Consider the following 19,478-nt stretch of genomic DNA (forward strand, 5'->3'; position numbering starts at 1 on the left):
TTCAAAGCGTTGGCTTCACGGTTTCGACGAAACTGTGAACCGATCTGTGCAAGGTCGGGTAGCGAAGGCTCGCCGTAGCGGCGAGCCTTCGCTGTCTCGGTGTCCTAGTCGATCTTCTGCAGGCGACTTTCGAGGATCGGGCGCAGGTGCTTGTGCTGCTGCGGCAGCTTCAGCGCCTCGCCGAGATGGGCGCGGTCCTCGTCCCGGTCGAAGCCCGGCTCGTTGGTCGCGATCTCGAACAGCACGCCGCCCGGCGTGCGGAAATAGATCGCCCAGAAGTAATCGCGGTCGATGACCGGCGTCACCTGATAGCCTGTGTCCATCAGCGCCTTGCGCACCTCGAGCTGCTTTTCGCGGTTCTCGACAGCAAAGGCGATGTGGTGCACCGAGCCTGCCCCTTGCGAGGCGCGGCCGATATTCGGCATTGTTTCGAGGTCGATGACGCGGGCATCGTTGCCGCCGGGCACGATCAGACGGGTGACACCATCCTTGCGATCGAGTTCTTCGTAGCCCATGAACTTCAGAAGTTCCGCCGTCGCACCTTCGTCACGCAGGCGCAGTGCTGCCGAATGGAACCCGCGGATTGCATGGTCCGCCGAAATGCCGCCTTCCGTCCAGGGCGCCCGCCCGTCGTCCTTGACCTCGACGAGTGCGAAGCCGTCGCCATCAGGACCGGCAAAATTCAGGCGCTTTTCACCAAAGGTTTCCTCATCCTTGAGACCGGTGACCCCCAGCGTCGCCAGCCGCTCCTTCCAGAACCCGAGCGAGCCTTCAGGTACAGAGAAGACGGTGGTTCCGACTTCGCCGGTACCGGCGCGGCCGCGCGGCATCTGCGGGAATGGGAAATAGGTCATGACCGTGCCAGGCGTGCCGGCTTCGTCGCCGTAATAAAGGTGATAGACATCGGGCGAGTCGAAGTTGACCGTCTTCTTGACCCGACGCAGGCCGAGCGACCTGGTGAAGAACAGGTTGTTCTCGCGCGCATCGTCGGCCATCGAGGTGACGTGATGCAGACCCTTGATCTGATTGAGCATTGCCGTGATCCTTTCTCTCCGGCGCCATCGGGCGCTCCGTTGGGTCTTAGATGCGCCTATCCGCTCCTCAGCGAAAGACGGCCGCAACCAAACGCATTGTCAACACGACATTGACGACGCCCGGAACTCGTCAACAGACACGAATTCCGGAGGCGACTTGTGAGCCCTCGCCACGATGCTTAAGATCGATCGTCGGCATATGCCGCGGCAACGCGAGGAGGGGCGCGTATATCTGTGAAACATCGCTTGGTCCTGGCGTTCCTGCTGTTGCCGCTGCTTGCAGCGATGCTGGCATGGAAAGGCTATGCGGTCACGACCGACAGCTATTTGCGCGAGGCAAGCGCCCAGGCGACGACGGCGCTGCGCCTCGCCGTCACCGCGCTCGACGGCCACCTCAACCGATACCAGGCGCTGCCGGCGCTGATTGCAGATCATGACGACGTCCGCGAACTCGTCACCCGCCCACGCGACCGGCGGCTAAGGGAGGCCGTCGACAGCTACCTCAAGGACATCAACGGCCTGCTGCAGTCCTCGGACATCTACGTGATCACGCCGGATGGCAACACCATCGCCGCCAGCAACTATGACGGGCCGACGAGCTTCGTCGGGCAGAATTTCAGCTACAGGCCGTATTTCCAGGAAGCGCTTCGCGGGCAGCAATCGCGGTTCTATGCGCTCGGGACCACATCGCTGAAGCGCGGCTACTTTTTCGGCTCCCCGATCCGGGTCGGAAACGAGATCCGCGGCGTCATGGTGTTCAAGGTCGATGTCGAGCGCATCGAGGCTTCCTGGCAGGGCGGCGAGTACAAGATTTTCGTCTCCGACCCGGAAGGCATCATCTTCATGTCCGGCGATCCGGAGTGGCGCTACGCGTCGGTCCTGCCGCTGACATCGGACCGGCTGGCACGAACCGAGGCCTCCAGGCGCTACGCCGACGCCACCGTGCACGCCCTTCCCGTCGTGGAGCGCGTCTCCTCCGATCGTCACTTCCTCACCGTATCGGCCGGAAACTCGAGCCGCGAATACCTGATGCTTTCGCAGCGGATGCCCGACGCCGACTGGACCGTAAACGTGCTGGTCGATACGGCGTCGGTGCGAACACAGGCGCTGACGACTGTCATCGCCGCCCTGCTTCTGCTTTGCCTTGCCGGCCTCGGCGTCGCCATCATTTTTCAGCGACGGGCACGGCTCAACGAGCGCCTGTCGATGCAGGCGGAAGCGCAGGCCGAGCTGGAGCGCCGCGTCGACGAACGCACCGCCGACCTCGCCCGCGTCAACGCCCAGATCGAGGAAGAGATCGCCGAACGGCGGCTGACGGAGAAGCAGCTGCGCCGCACGCAGGCCGACCTGATCCAGGCCGGAAAACTGGCAGGGCTCGGGCAGATGTCGGCCGCCCTTTCACACGAATTCAACCAGCCGCTTGCCGCCGCCAAGACCTATGCCGACAGCGCCGCGCTGCTGATCGAACGAGGCCGGTCTGACGAGGCGACCGATAATATCCGCCGCATCTCCGGGCTCGTCGACCGCATGGCGGCGATCAGCAAGCACCTGCGCAACTTCGCCCGCAAGCCGAACGAGAAACTCGGGCCCGTTCTTGTCGAGGACGTGGTGCGCGATACGATGGAGATCGTCTCGGTTCGGCTGAAGGCGGCGGCGGCAAGCATCGATATCGATCTCGGCGACGAACCGCTCGTCGTTCGCGCCGGCTCGGTGCGCCTGCAGCAGGTGCTCGTCAACATCATTTCCAATGCCGCCGATGCCGTCGAAGGGCTCGATGACCGCACCATCCGCCTGCGGGCGCGACAGGAAGATGGCAAAGTCGTGCTGACCGTCAGCGACCCGGGACCGGGGATTGCCCCGGCGATTGCCGAGCGCATCTTCGATCCGTTCTTTTCCACAAAGGGCGTCGGCAAGGGGCTGGGCCTTGGCCTTTCGATTTCCTATAACATTATCAAGGATTTCGGCGGAAGCCTTATCGCCACCAACCCTGCGGGCGGCGGCGCCGAGTTCCGCATCGAACTCGCTGCCGAAAACAGCAATGCCCGGGAGGCCGCCGAATGATCGAGAGCCGGATCCTGCTCGTCGACGACGAAGAGGATGTGCGCCATTCGAGCGCCCAGGCGCTGGAACTCGCCGGTTTCCGCGTCGACGCCTTTTCGGCCGCCGAACACGCGCTCGAATTCATCAGCTACAGCTTTCCGGGCGTCGTCATCAGCGATATCCGAATGCCGGGCATGGACGGCATGACGCTCCTGCAGCGCATCCGCGAGATCGATGCGGAAGTGCCGGTCATTCTCATCACTGGCCATGGCGATGTGCAGCTTGCCGTTCGCGCCATGCGCGAAGGCGCCTATGATTTTGTCGAGAAGCCCTTTGCAGCGCAGATGCTCGCCGGCACGATCCGCCGGGCGCTGGACTGGCGCGCGCTCGTTCTCGAGAACCGGCGGCTGAAGGCGGTGGCCGGCAAGCGCGACGACATCGAGCAACGACTGCCCGGGCGAAGCCAGGTCATGGTCGACCTGCGCTACCGTATCCGCGCACTGGGCGCGGCCGATGCCGATACCTTGATTATCGGCGACACCGGCGTCGGCAAGGAGGTGCTGGCCCGGACGCTGCATGACCTCAGCACCCGCGCCAACAGCCCGTTCATCGCCATCAACTGCGCCGCATTGCCGGAAAACCTGATCGAAAGCGAACTCTTCGGCCATGAGCCCGGCGCCTTCCCGGGCGCCATCCGTCCGCGCTACGGCAAGTTCGAACATGGTCGCGGCGGCACGATCCTGCTCGACGAGATCGGCTCGATGCCCTTCGATCTGCAGGCAAAGTTTCTGCGCGTGCTGCAGGAACGCGTCATCACCCGGCTCGGGTCGAACGAGCAGGTGCCGCTCGACGTGCGCTTCATCGCCACCAGCAAGGTCGATCTTGAGAAGGAAGTGGCAGCCGGACGCTTCCGGGCGGACCTCCTCTATCGCCTCAACGTCGCAACGCTCCGCGTGCCCTCGCTTGCGCAACGACGCGCCGACATTCCGCTGCTCTTTCTGCAATTGGTCAGGGAGTCGGCTGCACGTTACGGCCGGGATGAGGTGGAAATTTCCCAGTCGATGCTGGCCGAAATCGCCGAGCGCGACTGGCCGGGCAATGTGCGCGAGCTTCGCAATGCGGCCGAGCGGCTGGTGCTCGGGCTCGATGCGGCCCCCGACGACAGCGCACGATCGGAGAACGGCAACCGTCTTGCCGACAAGGTGGCAGCCTATGAAAAGGGTCTCATCGCCAGCGCCATCGCCGCCCATGGCGGCGCGCTGAAGCCGGTCTACGAGACCCTCGGCATCTCGCGCAAGACCCTCTACGAGAAGATGCAGAAGTTCGGGCTCGACAAGAAACTGGTCGCCGCCGACTTCTCTGCGGACGGCGAGCATTGACCCGGTCGAGCGCCTAACGCTACGCCCTTGACCGGCGCCTCGCCGGTCGGATCGGTGCATCGGCCCGATGCGGCGAGCGGTAACGCCCGCGCACCGAAACCGCCGCGCTATTCTGCGTCGGCAGTCGCGACGAATTCCACCTTGATGCGATCCGGGTCTTCGATGAACAGGGCGTAATAGTCGCTCCCACCGTTTGCGAATGGGTAGCGCTCGTCATAAAGGCAGGAGATGCCGTTTTCCTGGCAATATTCCCGCAGCCTGTCGACCGTTTCCCGATCCTTCACGCGAAATGCCAGATGATTGAGGCCGACCCCGCAGCGGTGATAGTCGCGAAGGGCATGCTTCTCGGCGACCTGAACGAAAGTCAGGTAGGCATCGTTGCCATGGGCGAGCGAGAAGCCGTCATTCCAACGACCGCTTTCCTCGTACCCGACCTGCGCCAGAAGCGCTGTCCAGAACGCATGGGAGGCATCGAGGTTCGACACATAGATCTCGATATGGTGGAGCATCGGCCGGTTTCTCCCTAACGCTGATCTGTTCTATAACGGCGACCACCCGGCAATGTGAACGCCCTGGAAGCGACCTCCGATCATGGCGCATACGGCAAGTCGCAAAGGCAAGGGCGCAGTGCGCAAACGCAGGCAACAAAAAAGGGGACGCGATCGCTCGCGTCCCCGGCAATGGTCACGGCGACCGGCTCAGACGTTGAAGGCAGCGCCAATCAGCGTCTTGGTATAGGGCTGCTTCGGCGCCTCGAAGATCGCGTCGGTCTCGCCTTCTTCGACGATCTTGCCGTTCTTCATGACGATCACGTAGTCCGACATCGCCTTCACCACCGAAAGGTCGTGGCTGATGAAGATGTAGGACAGCCCGTGCGAACGCTGCAGGTCGCGCAACAGCTCGATCACTTGCCCCTGGACCGAACGGTCGAGCGCCGACGTCGGCTCGTCGAGGATGACGACCTTGGGCTTCAGGATCATGGCGCGGGCAATGGCGATGCGCTGGCGCTGGCCGCCCGAGAACTCGTGCGGGTAGCGGTTGCGCGAGGCGGGATCGAGTCCCACTTCCTTCAACGCTTCCGACGCCCGGCGGTCACGGTCGGCACGGGTGAGCTCGGGCTCGTGCACGTGTAGCCCCTCGGTGATGATTTCGCCGACGGTGCGCCGTGGCGAAAGCGAGCCGTAGGGATCCTGGAAGACGAGCTGCAGCGTGCGGCGCAGCGGCCGCATCTGGCCACGGTCGAAGCCGGAAATATCCGTCGTGCCGAAGCGGTAGTGACCGCTGCTCGGCAGGAGCCTCAGGAGCGCCCGGCCGAGCGTCGACTTGCCGGAACCGGACTCGCCGACGACGCCGATTGTCTGCCCTTCTTTCAGGCGCAGATTGACGCTGTCGACGGCGCGGAAGACCGACTTGCCACCCTTAAAGAGACCGCCGCCGATCTGGTAGTCGACGCAGACGTCGCGGCCTTCCAGGATGATCGGCGCGCTGTCGGGCGGAGATGCCTTGCGGCCGCTCGGCTCGGCAGCAAGCAGCATCTTCGTATAGTCGGCCTGCGGCCGCTCGAAGATGTCGGCCGTCGTGCCCTGTTCGACCACTTCGCCACGGCGCATCACGGCCACACGGTCCGCAAAGTGCTTGACGATGCCGAGGTCGTGGGTGATCAGCACGATCGCCATGCCGAAGCGCTGCTGCAGCGACTTCAGGAGATCGAGGATCTGCGCCTGGATCGTCACGTCGAGCGCCGTCGTCGGTTCGTCGGCAATCAGCAGATCCGGCTCGTTGGCAAGCGCCATGGCGATCATCACGCGCTGGCGCTGGCCGCCCGAAAGCTCGTGCGGGTAGCTGTCGATACGGCGTCCCGGCTCGGGAATGCCGACGAGTTCCAGCAGCTCGAGCACGCGCGCCCGCGCCTGTTTGAACGAGCCGCCCCGGTGATGGACGATCGGCTCGGCGATCTGGCGACCGATCGGGTAGAGCGGGTCGAGCGAGGTCATCGGCTCCTGGAAGATCATGGTGACCTTCGCGCCGCGCACCTGGTTGAGCGCCTTCGGCGGCAGGCCGACGAGTTCCTGCCCGCGGTAGCGGGCCGAGCCGGTCACGGTGCCGTTCTTGGCGAGCAGTCCCATGATGCCCATCATCGTCTGGCTCTTGCCGGAGCCGGACTCGCCGACGACGGCAAGCGTTTCGCCGGTGCGCACATCGAGGTCGATGCCCTTGACCGCCTCGACGGTGCCATCGGGCGTCGAGAAGTTCACCTTGAGACCGCGAACGGCCAGGATGGTTTCCTTGGTATCTGACATGTCAGCGATCCTTCGGGTCGAGCGCGTCGCGCAGGCCGTCGCCGACGAAGTTCAGCGAGAACAGCGTCAGGACGAAGAAGATGGCCGGGAAGATCAGAAGCCACGGCGCCGACTGGATGTTGTTTGCGCCTTCCGAGATCAGCGCACCCCAGCTCGTCAGCGGCGCCTGAACGCCGAGCCCGAGGAAGGAGAGGAAGCTCTCGAGCAGGATCACCTTAGGCACGACGACGGTCACGAAAACGATGACCGGGCCGATCGTGTTGGGGATGATGTGCCGGCGGATGATCTGCCAGTCCGTCAGGCCGAGTGCCTGCGCGGCGCCGACGAATTCTCGACGTTTCAACGCCAATGTCTGGCCGCGCACGATACGGGCCATGTCGAGCCATTCCACCGCCCCGATCACCAGGAAGATCAGGATGAACGAGCGGCCGAAGAACACGACGAGCACGACGACGAGAAAGACGAAGGGCAGAGAATACATGATCTCCACCAGGCGCATCATGACGTTGTCGACGCGCCCGCCGATATAGCCCGATGTCGCGCCGTAGACGACGCCGATGCCGAGCGACACGAGGCTCGCGAGCAGGCCGACGGCGATCGAGATCTGGCCGCCGAGCATGACGCGAACGAGCAGGTCGCGGCCGTTGGAATCCGTGCCGAAGGGGAAATATTCCCGGTCGACCTGACCGGTCACCTTCAGCGTCTTGCCGTCGTTTTCCGATGCCACCACCTGGGTATCGCGGAATTCATTGGCGCGGTCGAAGTAGCGCGTGGCACGGGAATCGATCGGCTGTTCCGAGGTAATCGTCGCGGTGAAGGTTTCACCCTCGAGATTGAACTCCTTCAGCGTGACGCGCGCGCGCGTTGCCACCCCTTCCATCACGTCCTGAAGCGTCGACGTATCCGGACGCGGCTCGAGGCTCGGGCTGATCGAGACATAGGAGGGAAACACCTGATCGTAGGTGTGCGGAACGAAGAACGGACCGAGGAACGAAAACAGTGCGATCAGCGCGAGCATGAAGCAGCCGGCCATGGCGGCGCGGTTGCGCTTGAAGCGCATGGCGGCGAGCTGGAAGAGGCTGCGCCCCTTCGTTTCCGGCGTCGACGCCGGGGTCTGGGCGATATCAGTCATGGCGGACCCTCGGATCGAGCAGGCCGTAGAGAATGTCGACCAGGAGATTGAAGACGATGACGAAGATGGCGACGAGAATAACCGTGCCCATCACCAGCGTGTAGTCGCGGTTGATAGCGCCGAGGACGAAGTAGCGGCCGACGCCCGGAATGGTGAAGATCGTCTCGACGACGGCCGAGCCCGTCAGAAGGGCCGCGGCGCAGGGCGCCAGATAGGAGACGACCGGCAACATCGCACCACGCATGGCATGGGTGACGACAACCGTTCGAGATGGCAGGCCATAGGCCTTGGCCGTTCGGATATGGTCGGTATGCAGCGCCTCGATCATCGAGCCACGCGTCAAACGCGCGAAAACTGCAAGCTGCGGCAGCGCCAGCGCGATCATCGGCAGGATCAGGAAGCGCAACGATCCATCACCCCAGCCACCGGCCGGCAACCATGCGAGCACGATTGCAAAGACCAGCGTCAACACCGGACCGACGACGAAATTGGGCACGGTGACCCCTATCGTCGAAAACGACATGATGGTGAAATCGAGCACGCTGTTTTGCCGCAGCGCGGCGATCGTTCCGGCGGTAACGCCGCCGATCAGCGCGATCAGCAACGCGTAGAAGCCGAGCTCCATCGAATAGGGCAGACCCTTGCCGATCAGTTCAGCGACGTTGTTGTCCTTGTAGACATAGCTCGGCCCGAAGTCGCCGGTCACCGCATTGCTGAGATAGTGCGTGTATTGGCGCCAAAGAGGCTGGTCGAGCTGGTACGTCTTCATCAGGTTCGCCATCGTTTGTGGCGGAAGAGGACGCTCGAGATTGAAGGGACCACCAGGGGCGAACCGCATCAAGAAAAACGAAATGGTGACGACGATAAACAAGGTCGGCACCGCACTCGCCAATCGGCGAAGGATGAAGGAAATCATGGACGTACTCCGGAGGCGACGCGCGGCCTTCCGACCGCGCGTCGTCCCTGTTCGTTATTCGGCGATGCTCAGGAACTTGCTGAGGTGCTCGTTCGGAGCATTGTCCGCCCAGCCCTTGACGCGGCTGGCAACCAGCCACAGGTCGGCCTGGGTCAGAAGCGGAGCGATCGGCTGTTCCTTCATCAGCAGCGCTTCGGCGTCATGCATCAGCTTGGAGCGGGCTGCCGGGTCCTGCTCGTCGTAGGACTTCTTCATCAGGCCGTCGAATTCAGCGTTTTCGAAGTGGCCGTAGTTGAAGGTCTTGTTGGAGCCGACGCTGAGCGCCAGGAAGTTCTCGGCGTCCGCGTAGTCAGCCTGCCAGCCGGCGCGGGCAACGTTGAACTTGCCGCCTTCCTGCAGGTAGGCGTAGTGCGAGGACACGTCGAGGTTCACCAGCGACACCTTGGCGCCGAAGGTGTTCTTCCACATGTCGGCGACGGCAGTCGCGACGCGCTCGTGGTTCGGGTTGGTGTTGTAGCGCAGCTCGATGTCGAGCGGCTTGCCACCTTCGCCGTAACCGGCTTCCTTCATCAGAGCGATGGCCTTGTCTTCGCGGTCGAGCTGCGACATCGTGCTGAACTCGGCCTTGGACGGCTCGCCGTAGCTTTCAATGCCCGGGGGAACCATCGAGTAGGCCGGCAGCTGCGAGCCAGCGTAGATTTCCTTTGCAAGGAAGTCGCGGTCTACAGCCATGGAAAGGGCCTGGCGGACGCGAACGTCGCTATAGGGCTCCTGGCGGGTGTCGAAGGCATAGTAGTAGGTCGCGAGCGACGGGGAGACGTGGACCTGCTCGCCGTAGGACGTGCGCAGACGGTCGATCTGGTCAGCCGAGAAGTTATAGACGAGGTCCATTTCCTTGGCTTCGAAGCGGCGAACCGAGGCAGCCTGGTCGTCGATCGGATAGAAGATGACCTTGTCGAGCTTGACGTTGGCGGCATCCCAATAGTTGGCGTTCTTGACGACGGTCAGGCTGTCGTTCGGAACATGGGCCTGCAGCGTGAACGCGCCGTTCGAAACCATGACGCCCGGCTTGACGAAGTCTGCGCCGTTCTTTTCGACGCTCGCCTTGCTGACCGGAAGTGCGGTCTGGTGCGCGAGCAGTTCGAGGAAGAACGGAGTCGGACGCTCAAGCGTGATTTCGACCGTCTTTTCGTCGATCGCCTTTACACCGAGCTGGTCGGTCGGCAGTTCGCCCTTGTTGACCTTTTCAGCGTTCTTGATCGGGAAGAGAATGTTGGCGTAACCGGCAGCAGTCTTCGGATCTTCAACGCGACGGAAGGAGAAGACAAAGTCTTCGGCCGTCACCGGCGAACCGTCGGACCACTTGGCGTCGGCACGCAGCTTGAAGGTGTAGACCGTGCCATCGTCCGAAAGCTCCCACGTCTCAGCAACACCGGGGACGATCTTGGCAGAGGCGTCATAGATCGTCAGGCCCTCGTAGAGGTCCTTGAGGATGAACGCTTCGATATTGATCGAGGTGTGGTGCTGGTCCAGCGTCTGCGGCTCACCCGCGTTGCCACGATGCAGGACAGCTTCGGCGAGCGCCGGGCTTGCTCCGATAAGCAGCGAGCCGATCAGCGCGGCAGCACGCAGGTTGAGTTTCAGTGAAGCCATTTTGTTTCTCTCCTTCCCCTTTTTTGGGTTTGTGATCGCAGGAGAGAAGTGCAAATCGTTCGCGAACGCAAGGCGGATTCTGCGACCGTCTGCATCTTTATCTATAGGCAGGGAATCGACCTATCCCATAGGTTGTATTTTGTTTGCGATTCTTTTCATCGCCTTTGCGACGGACATATGACGTGAACAGGGCATTTCTGCGAAATCTACTGCAACGTTTTAGGTCCGCGCTTTTCCTCGGCCGGATCGCGCTTCGAATCATCCCCGATGCAAAGTTTGTGAATTTTAGCGGCAGTTTACGTAATCTGCGCAAAGAAAGAGGGGCATTGCCGCAATCTTCTTGCGAGCCGTTCAGCTCCTGTCGACAGACTGTTTCCGACAGGGCATCTACCACTATAGTGCAGAAGACGAAACCAGCGCCCAAGGGTTGCATTCAGGCCCCTCGACTCCGCCTCCTCTCAGCCACCACCAGAAAGTGAAAACACTTCACACTGAAGGTGTTGCATCCAGTCCACAGTAAAATCGATTGAAGCGAGTTTCGACCTCTGGCAACCTGCCTTTTGCCCGGTTGTCAAACCACTTCGATGAACTATTGTGCGCCTGACTTCGGTGGGCGCGACCAATTCGCGCGCGCCGTCACGCCGCACGAAAAAGCCGGCCATCGACTTTGCCATCGATGCATTTCGTGCGGTTCATCGGCCGGATTGTTTTTGTGGTGCGCCGCATAGGTTGCACCGAGTATCCAAAGGGAGATAGCGAATGGCATTGATCACATTGCGGCAACTGCTCGACCATGCGGCGGAGAACGACTACGCGCTGCCGGCGTTCAATGTGAACAATCTGGAATACATTCAGGCCGTCATGCGCGCCGCCGATGCGACCGACAGCCCGGTCATCCTCCAGGCAAGCCGTGGCGCCCGCTCCTACGCCGGTGACGCGTTCCTGCGCCACCTCATCCTGGGTGCCGCGGAAGAATATCCGCATATCCCGGTCTGTTTGCATCTCGACCACGGCGACCAGCCGTCGACCTGCATCTCGGCCATCACCAACGGATTCACCTCCGTCATGATGGACGGCTCGCTGGAGAAGGACGGCAAGACCGTTGCCAGCTATGAATACAATGTCGCCGTCACCGCGGAAGTCGTGAAGATCGCGCATGCGGCCGGCGTTTCGGTCGAAGGCGAACTCGGCTGCCTCGGCAACCTTGAAACCGGCGCCGGCGACAAGGAAGACGGCCACGGCTTCGAAGGCAAGCTGTCGCGCGAAGAACTGTTGACCGACCCGGACCAGGCGCTGGATTTCGTCACCAGGACCGGCGTTGACGCGCTGGCCGTCGCGATCGGCACCAGCCACGGCGCCTACAAGTTCACCCGCGAGCCCGATGGCGACATCCTGTCGATCGAAACGATCGCCAAGATCAACAAGAAGCTGCCGAACACCCACCTCGTCATGCACGGCTCGTCGTCGGTGCCGAAGGATCTCCAGGATCTCTTCAACACCTATGGCGGCAAGATGAAGCCGACCTGGGGGGTTCCTGTCTCGGAAATCCAGAAGGCGATCCCGCTTGGCGTTCGCAAGGTCAACATCGACACCGACCTGCGCCTCGCCATGACCGGCACGATCCGCAAGAACTTCGCCGAGAACCCGGAGAACTTCGACCCGCGCACCTACCTGAAGCCGGCAACCGCGCTGATGACCGAAGTCTGCCGCGAGCGCTTCGAAGCCTTCCGCACCGCCGGCAAGGCCTCGAAGATCCGCACGCTGCGCCTGCCGGAAATGGCAAAGCGCTACGCGGCTGGCTGATCCGACTAACCCCGCGCCGGATCACCGGATCGGGGAGCAGACGGCTTGTCTAAGCTCACAACACCAATCGGCGCGCGGTTCTATTCAAACCGTGCGCCGATTTCGTTTCAGTTGGGAAATGCCGCGTGACCGTCCGACGATTAGAACGTCGGCGGCGTGTTGACCCAGAGAAGCACGGTCTCGCCGTCGTGACGGTTCGCCCAGGCGTGCCGCCGCTTGCTTTCGAAATAAAGCGAGTCGCCGACGCCGAGGTCGTAGAACTGGTCGCTGTCGAGAATGAACTCGACACGGCCGGAGAGGACATAGACAAACTCCTCGCCCTCGTGCCCATAGGCGCCTTCGCTGGACGCGCCCGGCTCCAGCACGAAGCGGTGGCAATCCATCTGGTTGCGGCCATCGGCCAAAAGCTGCACCGTGACGCCGGGGGTCGTGCGCGGCCATGTCCGCCATTCTCCGGCCCGAACGACGGCGCGCCCATCCGCCTCCTCTTCACCGGCAAGGCTGGAAACGGTGGTGCCGAAGAATTCAGCGATGTTGTGCAGCACCGCGACCGAGACGCCCTGCGACGTGCGCTCCAGCGTCGAGAGCACCGAGGCGGCGATGCCGATCTCACCGGCGACCTGCTCCAGCGTCTTGCCGGCGGCGTGCCTGAGGCTGCGCAGCTTGCGCCCGACCTGGTTTTCAGGACCGTCGCTTGCTGCCGCCGACGGCTGGTCGTCCGCAGCCCCTTCGGCGTCCAGCGCCTCACGGATCGCAGCCGGATTGAGACCGCGCTCGGCCCGGAACCAGGAGATGCGCTTCAACCGGGCAAGATCGTTCTCGGTATACTGCCGATGTCCCGTCGGCGAGCGCTCGGGCACAACGAGACCCTGCGTCTCCCATAGTCTCAGCGTCGAGGCGGAAACACCCGCCAATCGTGCCGCTTCGGCGACCTTGTAGCGCACTGCGCCCATTCCAATTTCCCTTTACCGCTCAAGCGGCGCTGCCCGAATCCTTGCAATTCCGGCGTGTCCGCAACCTTAGCCGCCGCGATCGAGATCTGACAAGAACGGCGCATCAGCAACCGTGGTGTCTCGATCACCAAATTTGATTTGCAATCGACTGTGAAAGGTGTACCACTTCCACAATAAACTTGCAGAAAAAATGCAATATATTAACTCCAGACGACAGGAACGCGCCATGACCAGCCTCACCGACCGCAAGAACGCCGCCATCTCGCGCGGCGTCGGCATGACCACCCAGATCTACGCCGATCGCGCGGAAAATTCGGAAATCTGGGACAAGGAAGGCAATCGCTACATCGATTTCGCCTCCGGTATCGCCGTCGTCAACACCGGCCATCGCCACCCGAAGGTCATCGAAGCGGTCAAGGCGCAGATCGATCGCTTCACCCACACCTGCCATCAGGTCGTTCCTTACGAAACCTACGTGCATCTCGCCGAGCGCCTCAATGCGCTGACGCCCGGCGACTTCGCCAAGAAGACGATCTTCGTGACAACAGGCGCCGAGGCTGTCGAAAACGCCGTCAAGATCGCCCGTGCTTCGACCGGCCGCCAGGCCGTGATCGCCTTCTCGGGCGGCTTCCACGGCCGCACCTTCATGGGCATGGCGCTGACCGGCAAGGTCGTTCCCTATAAGGTCGGCTTCGGTGCGATGCCGGGCGATGTCTTCCACGCCCCCTTCCCGATCGAACTGCACGGCATCACCACCGAACAGTCGCTCGCCGCATTGAAGAAGCTCTTTGCTGCCGACGTCGATCCGGGCCGCGTCGCTGCGATCATCCTTGAGCCGGTGCAGGGCGAAGGTGGTTTCTACCCGGCGCCCGCCGCCTTCATGAAGGCGCTGCGCGAAATCTGCGACCAGCACGGCATTCTGCTCATCGCCGACGAGGTCCAGACCGGCTTTGCCCGTACCGGCAAGATGTTTGCAATGGACCACCATGATGTCGCGCCCGACCTCATCACCATGGCGAAAAGCCTTGCCGGCGGCTTCCCGCTGGCCGCCGTCACCGGCCGTGCCGAAGTCATGGACGCACCGGCTCCGGGCGGCCTTGGCGGCACCTATGGCGGCAATCCGCTGGGCATCGCTGCAGCCCATGCCGTGCTTGATGTCATCGCAGAAGAGAAACTCTGCGAACGCGCCGAACAGCTTGGCGGCCGCCTCAAGCAGCGCCTTGCCGCAATCCGCGAGCAGGCACCCGAAATCGTCGACATCCGTGGCCCCGGCTTCATGAACGCCGTCGAGTTCAACGACGTGAAGACCAACCTGCCGAGCGCCGATTTTGCCAACAAGGTGCGCCTGATCGCACTGGAAAAGGGCCTGATCCTCTTGACCTGTGGCGTGCACGGCAACGTCATTCGTTTCCTGGCGCCGATCACCATCCAGGACGAAGTCTTCGCCGAAGCGCTCGACATTCTCGAAGCCTCGATCCTCGCGGCGCGCGCGTGATCCTCGACCGGGCGGCCGCCAACGCGGTTGCCCGGTGCATAATTCCTCAATTCGGGATCGACTTGAGGGTAAAATTATGCAGCAATTCAAAGTGCTACGGCGACCTTAGCGCGTCTTGAAAGACGCGCGGCGCTGTGGGTGCTGCGCGCCAATTTCAGACGCGCAATGCTCGGGTGCCGGGATAAGTCGGCACCCGCAAGAACAAGCAAAAGCGGGCCTGCCGTCTCGCGGCAGGCCATCGCCGGAGGATGCCCGCCATGACCTTGACCCCCGCCTTGACCAAGCACTTGCGTGACGCCGACCTGTTCGCGTCGCTTCATACCGTTCCGGAGGCCGGCAGGAACTGGGCGGGCGCGACCTTCGACGTCTTCAACCCATCGACCGGCGAAAAGCTGGCAACGCTTCCGGACATGGGCATCGACGAGGCCCATGCCGCAATCGAAGCTGCTGCCAAGGCGCAGGTTCTCTGGGCGGCAAAGCCCGCCAAGGACCGGAGTGCCGTGCTTCGCCGCTGGTACGACCTGATCGTCGCGCATGCGGACGATCTTGCAGCCATCCTGACGGCTGAGATGGGAAAACCGATCGGCGAATCGAAGGGTGAAGTGCTGCATGCTGCGGCCTATGTCGAGTGGTATGCGGAAGAGGCCAAGCGTATCTATGGCGAAACCTTCCCGGCCCCGGCCAACGACCGGCGCATGCTTGTGATCAAGCAGCCCGTCGGCGTCGTTGGTACGATCACGCCGTGGAACTTCCCGGCTTCGATGGTCGCCCGCAAGATCTCGCCGGCCCTTGCCGCCGGCTGCACGATCGTCCTGAAGCCCGCCGAACAGACACCGCTCGTTGCCGGCGCGATGTTCGTGCTCGCCGAAAAGGCCGGCTTCCCCACCGGCGTCGTCAACCTGCTCTATGCCGCAGAAGGTGCCGCGATCGGCCGCGAACTCTGCAGCAATCCCAAGGTTCGCAAGATCAGCTTCACCGGTTCGACCGAGGTCGGGCGGATGTTGATGCGGCAATGCTCCGACCAGATCAAGAAGGTCAGCCTCGAGCTCGGCGGCAACGCCCCCTTCATCGTCTTCGACGACGCCGACATCGACGAGGCGGTGGACGGCGCCATCCAGGCGAAATTCCGCAATGCCGGCCAGACCTGCGTCTCGGCCAACCGTATCTATGTGCAATCGGGCGTACACGATGCCTTTGCCGAAAAGTTCGTCAGGCGCGTCGCAGAGCTGACCGTCGGCGACGGCTTTACGCCCGGCGTTACACTCGGCCCGATGATCGACAGGCACGCGATCGAGAAGATCGAGGCGCATGTCGCCGACGCCGTTTCCAAGGGCGCCAAGGTACGCGCAGGCGGCCACCGGATCGGCACGTCAGGCACCTTCTTCGAACCGACTGTTCTCACCGGCATTTCGACCAACATGCGCGTCGCTCAGGAGGAAACCTTCGGCCCGATCGCCCCGATCATTCGCTTCGAGACGGCCGAACAGGTCATCGCCGAAGCCAACGATACAATCTACGGTCTTGCCGCCTATTTCTACGCCGAGAACCTGAAGCGGGTCTGGCATGTGGCCGAAGCGCTGGAATACGGCATGGTCGGCATCAACACCGGCCGCATGTCCTCGGAAGCCGCCCCCTTTGGCGGCATCAAGCAATCGGGCATCGGCCGTGAAGGCTCACGCCACGGGCTCGAAGACTATCTTGAGATGAAATATCTCTGCATGGGCAATATCTGACCCGTGCGGAGACCCGGCGCCTTACGCCGTTGATTTGCCACATGTTGCAACCGCAAAAACGCTGCGCACTTTTGCGTGACGAGCTTAGTCGATGATGTGGTAGCCGCCATCGACATAGAGCACCTGGCCCGTGATCAGACGGGCGGCGTCATGCGCAAGGAAAGCAGTGGCTGCGCCGACGTCGTCGATGTCGATCAGCTCGCGGCTCGGCGATTTGACCTTGGTCTTTTCGAGCAGCGCGTCGAATTCCGGAATGCCGGAAGCGGCGCGCGTCGCCAGCGCGCCCGGCGAAATCGCGTGCACGCGGATCCCTTTCGGACCGAGTTCGGAGGCAAGGTAGCGCACGGCGCTTTCGAGCGCCGCCTTGGCGACACCCATGATGTTGTAGTTCTCCACCACCACCTGTGAGCCGTGATAGGTCATGGTAAAGAGCGTACCGCCATTCTTCATCAGCGGCTCGGCGAGATGCGCCATGCGGATGAACGACCAGCAGGAAACATCCATGGTCTTCAGGAAGCCATCGCGCGGTACGTCGACCACGCGGCCGCCGAGCGTATCCTTCGGCGAAAAGGCAATCGAATGGACGACGAAATCGAGTTCGCCCCAGGTCTTCTCGATCTCCTCGAACACCGCCTCCATCTGACCCGGCACAGCCACGTCGAGCGGCAGGAAGATCGGCGCCTCGATTTCACGCGCCAGGGGTTCGACATGGGGCTTCGCCTTGTCGTTCAGATAGGTGACGGCGACGTCCGCCCCGAAGGCACGGAAAGCACGGGCGCAGCCCCAGGCGATCGAGCGGTCATTGGCGATACCGACGATCAGGCCCTTGCGGCCATCGAGAAGTCTGGCCTTTGCGACAGGAATGGACATCAATTGTCTCCGATGGTCAGGCTGCGCGCGATTTAAGCAGAGCAAGCGTATGGCGTGCGATCATCAGTTCCTCGTCGGTCGGGATGACGTAGAGCGCAACGCGGCTCGAAGGCGTCGAAATCAGCGTTGCGCCGGCCTCGTTGGCGGCCGGGTCGAGTTCGACGCCGAGCCAGGCGATGTTTTCGGCGATGCGGGCACGGATCTGGGCGGAGTTTTCCCCGACGCCCGCCGTGAAGACCAAGGCATCGACGCCACGGAGCGCGGCTGCCAGCATCCCGACATTGAGCCCTGAGCGATAGACGAAGTGGTCGATCGCGAGCTTGGCATGAGGATCCGCGCTTGCAAGCAGGTCCCGCATGTCGTTCGACACGCCCGAGAGCCCCTTGAGGCCGGCCTCGTGGTAGAGCAGATCGGAAACGGCCTGGGCACTCATGCCGCGCTGCAGGATCAGATAGAGTACGACGCCCGGATCGAGCTGGCCGGGCCGGGTTCCCATCGGCAGGCCGTCGAGCGCGGTGAAGCCCATGGTGCTCTCGACGCTTTGGCCATCGCTGAGGGCGCACATCGAGGCGCCGCTGCCGAGATGCGCGACGATAACGCGGCCACCGGCGACCTGAGGTGCCACATCCCGCAGTCGCTCCGAGATGTATTCATAGGAAAGGCCATGGAAGCCGTAGCGCCGCACGCCTTCATCATAATAGCTGTGCGGCATCGCGTAGCAGTTCACCTCTTGCGGGTGGCCGTGGTGAAAGGCCGTATCGAAACAGGCGACCTGCGGCACATCCGGGTTGATCGCCATCGCCTGGCGGATCGGCGCCAGATTGTTGGGCTGGTGCAGCGGCGCCAGATCCTGGTAGCTCGCGAGGCGATCGAGGACGGTCGCATCGATCAGCACCGGCGCGGCATAATCGGGACCGCCATGCACGACGCGATGGCCGACCGCCCGCAGGGTGAAGCCTTCCAGCGTCAGCAGCCAGTCGCGCGCCGCCGCGATCGCTGCCGGCAAGTCGCCAACGTCACCCGCATCATAGCTTTTGTCGACCAGCACGGTCCCGTCGGCGGCTTTCGCCTGCAGGCGGGGACGGGTGCCGATGCCGCCGATCTGGCCCTTGATCTGGCGCTCAAGTCCCTGATCCGTGATCCCGAACACTTGGAACTTCAGGCTCGACGAGCCGGCATTGACGACGAGAAGCGCGTCCATGTCACACCGCCGCGACTTGCGAGGTCCGCCGGCGCGCCGCGTAGAGCGAGGCGACGGCGCAGGAGGCGAGACGCGTGCGCACGGAGTCCGCCCGCGACGTCAACACGATCGGGACGCGGGCACCCAGCACGATGCCGGCCGCATCGGCATGGGACAGGAAGGTGAGGTTCTTCGCCAGCATGTTGCCGGCCTCAAGATCCGGCACCACCAGGATCTGGCCGCGCCCGGCGACCGGCGACTTGATGCCCTTGATCCGTGCCGCTTCCGGGTCGATCGCATTGTCGAAGGCAAGCGGACCGTCGAGCAGGCCGCCGGTGATCTGGCCGCGCTCGGCCATCTTGCAGAGTGCCGCCGCCTCGATCGTCGAGGGGATCTTCGTCGTCACGGTCTCGACCGCCGAAAGGATGGCGACCCGCGGCTCGCCGAGCCCGATCGTCACCCAGAGGTCGATGGCGTTCTGCACGATGTCGCGCTTGGCTTCGAGGTCGGGGAAAATGTTGATGGCGGCATCGGTAATGAACAGCGTTTCGCTATGCCCCGGCACGTCCATGATGAAGACGTGGCTGATCCGTCGGTCGGTCCTGAGTCCGGTCGCCGACGCCGCGACCTCCTTCATCAGCTCGTCGGTATGCAGGCTGCCTTTCATCAACAGCTCGCCTCGCCCCTCCCGGATCATCGCCACCGCTTTGGCCGCCGCCGCATGGCTGTGCGGCGCATCGACGATCTCGCTCCGGCCGAGATCGAGGCCATGTTCGGCGGCAACGCTGCGGATCTTTGCTTCCGGCCCGACCAGAACGGGCGCGATCAAACCCATCTGCGCGGCCTCCAGCGCACCACGCAGAGAGGTTTCGTCACAGGGATGCGCGACGATGGTGACCGCCGGCGTTTCATCTCTCGCGGTGGCGATCAGCAGATCGTATTTGGACTGCTCAACCGGCAGTTCGGTTAATTCGGACACGTCGATTCCCC

Annotated in this window: 15 protein-coding genes; 5 read left to right on the forward strand and 10 right to left on the reverse strand. The window is 62.9% G+C overall.

Annotation, left to right across the window (positions count from 1 at the left end; genetic code table 11):
• Window positions 1–104: 104 nt before the first annotated feature.
• Window positions 105–1,034 (reverse strand): VOC family protein, encoded by a 930-nt coding sequence (locus tag L981_RS07220; RefSeq protein WP_043613381.1) that lies wholly within the window; start codon window positions 1,032–1,034, stop codon window positions 105–107.
• Between the two features lie 234 nt (window positions 1,035–1,268).
• Between L981_RS07220 and L981_RS07225 the strand changes: the two genes are divergently transcribed.
• The gene (locus tag L981_RS07225) at window positions 1,269–3,095 is read left to right on the forward strand and encodes a sensor histidine kinase (RefSeq protein WP_043613383.1); all 1,827 of its coding nucleotides are present in this window, start codon (window positions 1,269–1,271) and stop codon (window positions 3,093–3,095) included.
• Window positions 3,092–4,453: a sigma-54 dependent transcriptional regulator gene (locus L981_RS07230; protein ID WP_043613385.1), complete on the forward strand. Its 1,362-nt coding sequence runs from the start codon at window positions 3,092–3,094 to the stop codon at window positions 4,451–4,453. Before L981_RS07225 ends, L981_RS07230 begins: the two co-directional genes overlap by 4 nt.
• A gap of 107 nt (window positions 4,454–4,560) precedes the next feature.
• Here L981_RS07230 and L981_RS07235 read toward each other — a convergent pair whose 3' ends face one another.
• From L981_RS07235 to L981_RS07255, 5 genes are all read right to left on the reverse strand, one after another.
• Complete coding sequence (locus L981_RS07235; RefSeq protein ID WP_043613387.1) at window positions 4,561–4,962, reverse strand: VOC family protein; 402 nt, start codon at window positions 4,960–4,962, stop codon at window positions 4,561–4,563.
• A 189-nt stretch (window positions 4,963–5,151) separates the two neighbouring features.
• A complete protein-coding gene (locus L981_RS07240) occupies window positions 5,152–6,753 on the reverse strand; it encodes an ABC transporter ATP-binding protein (RefSeq protein WP_043613389.1) in 1,602 nt (533 codons plus the stop codon).
• Between the two features lies 1 nt (window position 6,754).
• Window positions 6,755–7,885: an ABC transporter permease gene (locus L981_RS07245; protein ID WP_043613392.1), complete on the reverse strand. Its 1,131-nt coding sequence runs from the start codon at window positions 7,883–7,885 to the stop codon at window positions 6,755–6,757.
• Entirely contained in the window at window positions 7,878–8,801 is a 924-nt protein-coding gene (oppB, locus tag L981_RS07250; protein ID WP_034799616.1) for an oligopeptide ABC transporter permease OppB, read from the reverse strand. Before oppB ends, L981_RS07245 begins: the two co-directional genes overlap by 8 nt.
• A gap of 54 nt (window positions 8,802–8,855) precedes the next feature.
• Entirely contained in the window at window positions 8,856–10,454 is a 1,599-nt protein-coding gene (locus L981_RS07255; protein ID WP_043613394.1) for a peptide ABC transporter substrate-binding protein, read from the reverse strand.
• Between the two features lie 759 nt (window positions 10,455–11,213).
• Between L981_RS07255 and fba the strand changes: the two genes are divergently transcribed.
• Window positions 11,214–12,257, forward strand: coding sequence for a class II fructose-bisphosphate aldolase (gene fba / locus L981_RS07260; RefSeq protein WP_043613395.1), 1,044 nt, complete (start codon window positions 11,214–11,216; stop codon window positions 12,255–12,257).
• A gap of 140 nt (window positions 12,258–12,397) precedes the next feature.
• On the opposite strand, the gene L981_RS07265 is transcribed toward fba, so the two are convergent.
• Window positions 12,398–13,210, reverse strand: coding sequence for a MerR family transcriptional regulator (locus L981_RS07265; RefSeq protein ID WP_043613398.1), 813 nt, complete (start codon window positions 13,208–13,210; stop codon window positions 12,398–12,400).
• A gap of 226 nt (window positions 13,211–13,436) precedes the next feature.
• Between L981_RS07265 and L981_RS07270 the strand changes: the two genes are divergently transcribed.
• Complete coding sequence (locus tag L981_RS07270) at window positions 13,437–14,705, forward strand: 4-aminobutyrate--2-oxoglutarate transaminase (RefSeq protein WP_043613401.1); 1,269 nt, start codon at window positions 13,437–13,439, stop codon at window positions 14,703–14,705.
• A gap of 257 nt (window positions 14,706–14,962) precedes the next feature.
• Entirely contained in the window at window positions 14,963–16,438 is a 1,476-nt protein-coding gene (locus L981_RS07275; RefSeq protein WP_043613403.1) for an NAD-dependent succinate-semialdehyde dehydrogenase, read from the forward strand.
• 84 nt (window positions 16,439–16,522) lie between these two features.
• Here the strand turns inward: L981_RS07275 and fabI are convergent, their stop codons facing one another.
• Genes fabI through L981_RS07290 form a run of 3 tightly spaced genes read right to left on the reverse strand, consistent with a single transcriptional unit; the run spans window position 16,523 to window position 19,467 of the window.
• Complete coding sequence (gene fabI, locus L981_RS07280) at window positions 16,523–17,308, reverse strand: enoyl-ACP reductase FabI (RefSeq protein ID WP_043613405.1); 786 nt, start codon at window positions 17,306–17,308, stop codon at window positions 16,523–16,525.
• Window positions 17,309–17,324: 16 nt separating this feature from the next.
• Window positions 17,325–18,509 (reverse strand): acetate/propionate family kinase, encoded by a 1,185-nt coding sequence (locus tag L981_RS07285; RefSeq protein ID WP_043613407.1) that lies wholly within the window; start codon window positions 18,507–18,509, stop codon window positions 17,325–17,327.
• 1 nt (window position 18,510) lies between these two features.
• On the reverse strand, window positions 18,511–19,467 hold the full coding sequence (locus L981_RS07290) for a phosphate acetyltransferase (RefSeq protein WP_043613409.1): 957 nt from the start codon (window positions 19,465–19,467) through the stop codon (window positions 18,511–18,513).
• Between the last annotated feature and the right edge of the window lie 11 nt (window positions 19,468–19,478).

Origin of the sequence: Ensifer sp. ZNC0028 (assembly GCF_000799055.1) — a bacterium.
Taxonomy (GTDB): domain Bacteria; phylum Pseudomonadota; class Alphaproteobacteria; order Rhizobiales; family Rhizobiaceae; genus Ensifer.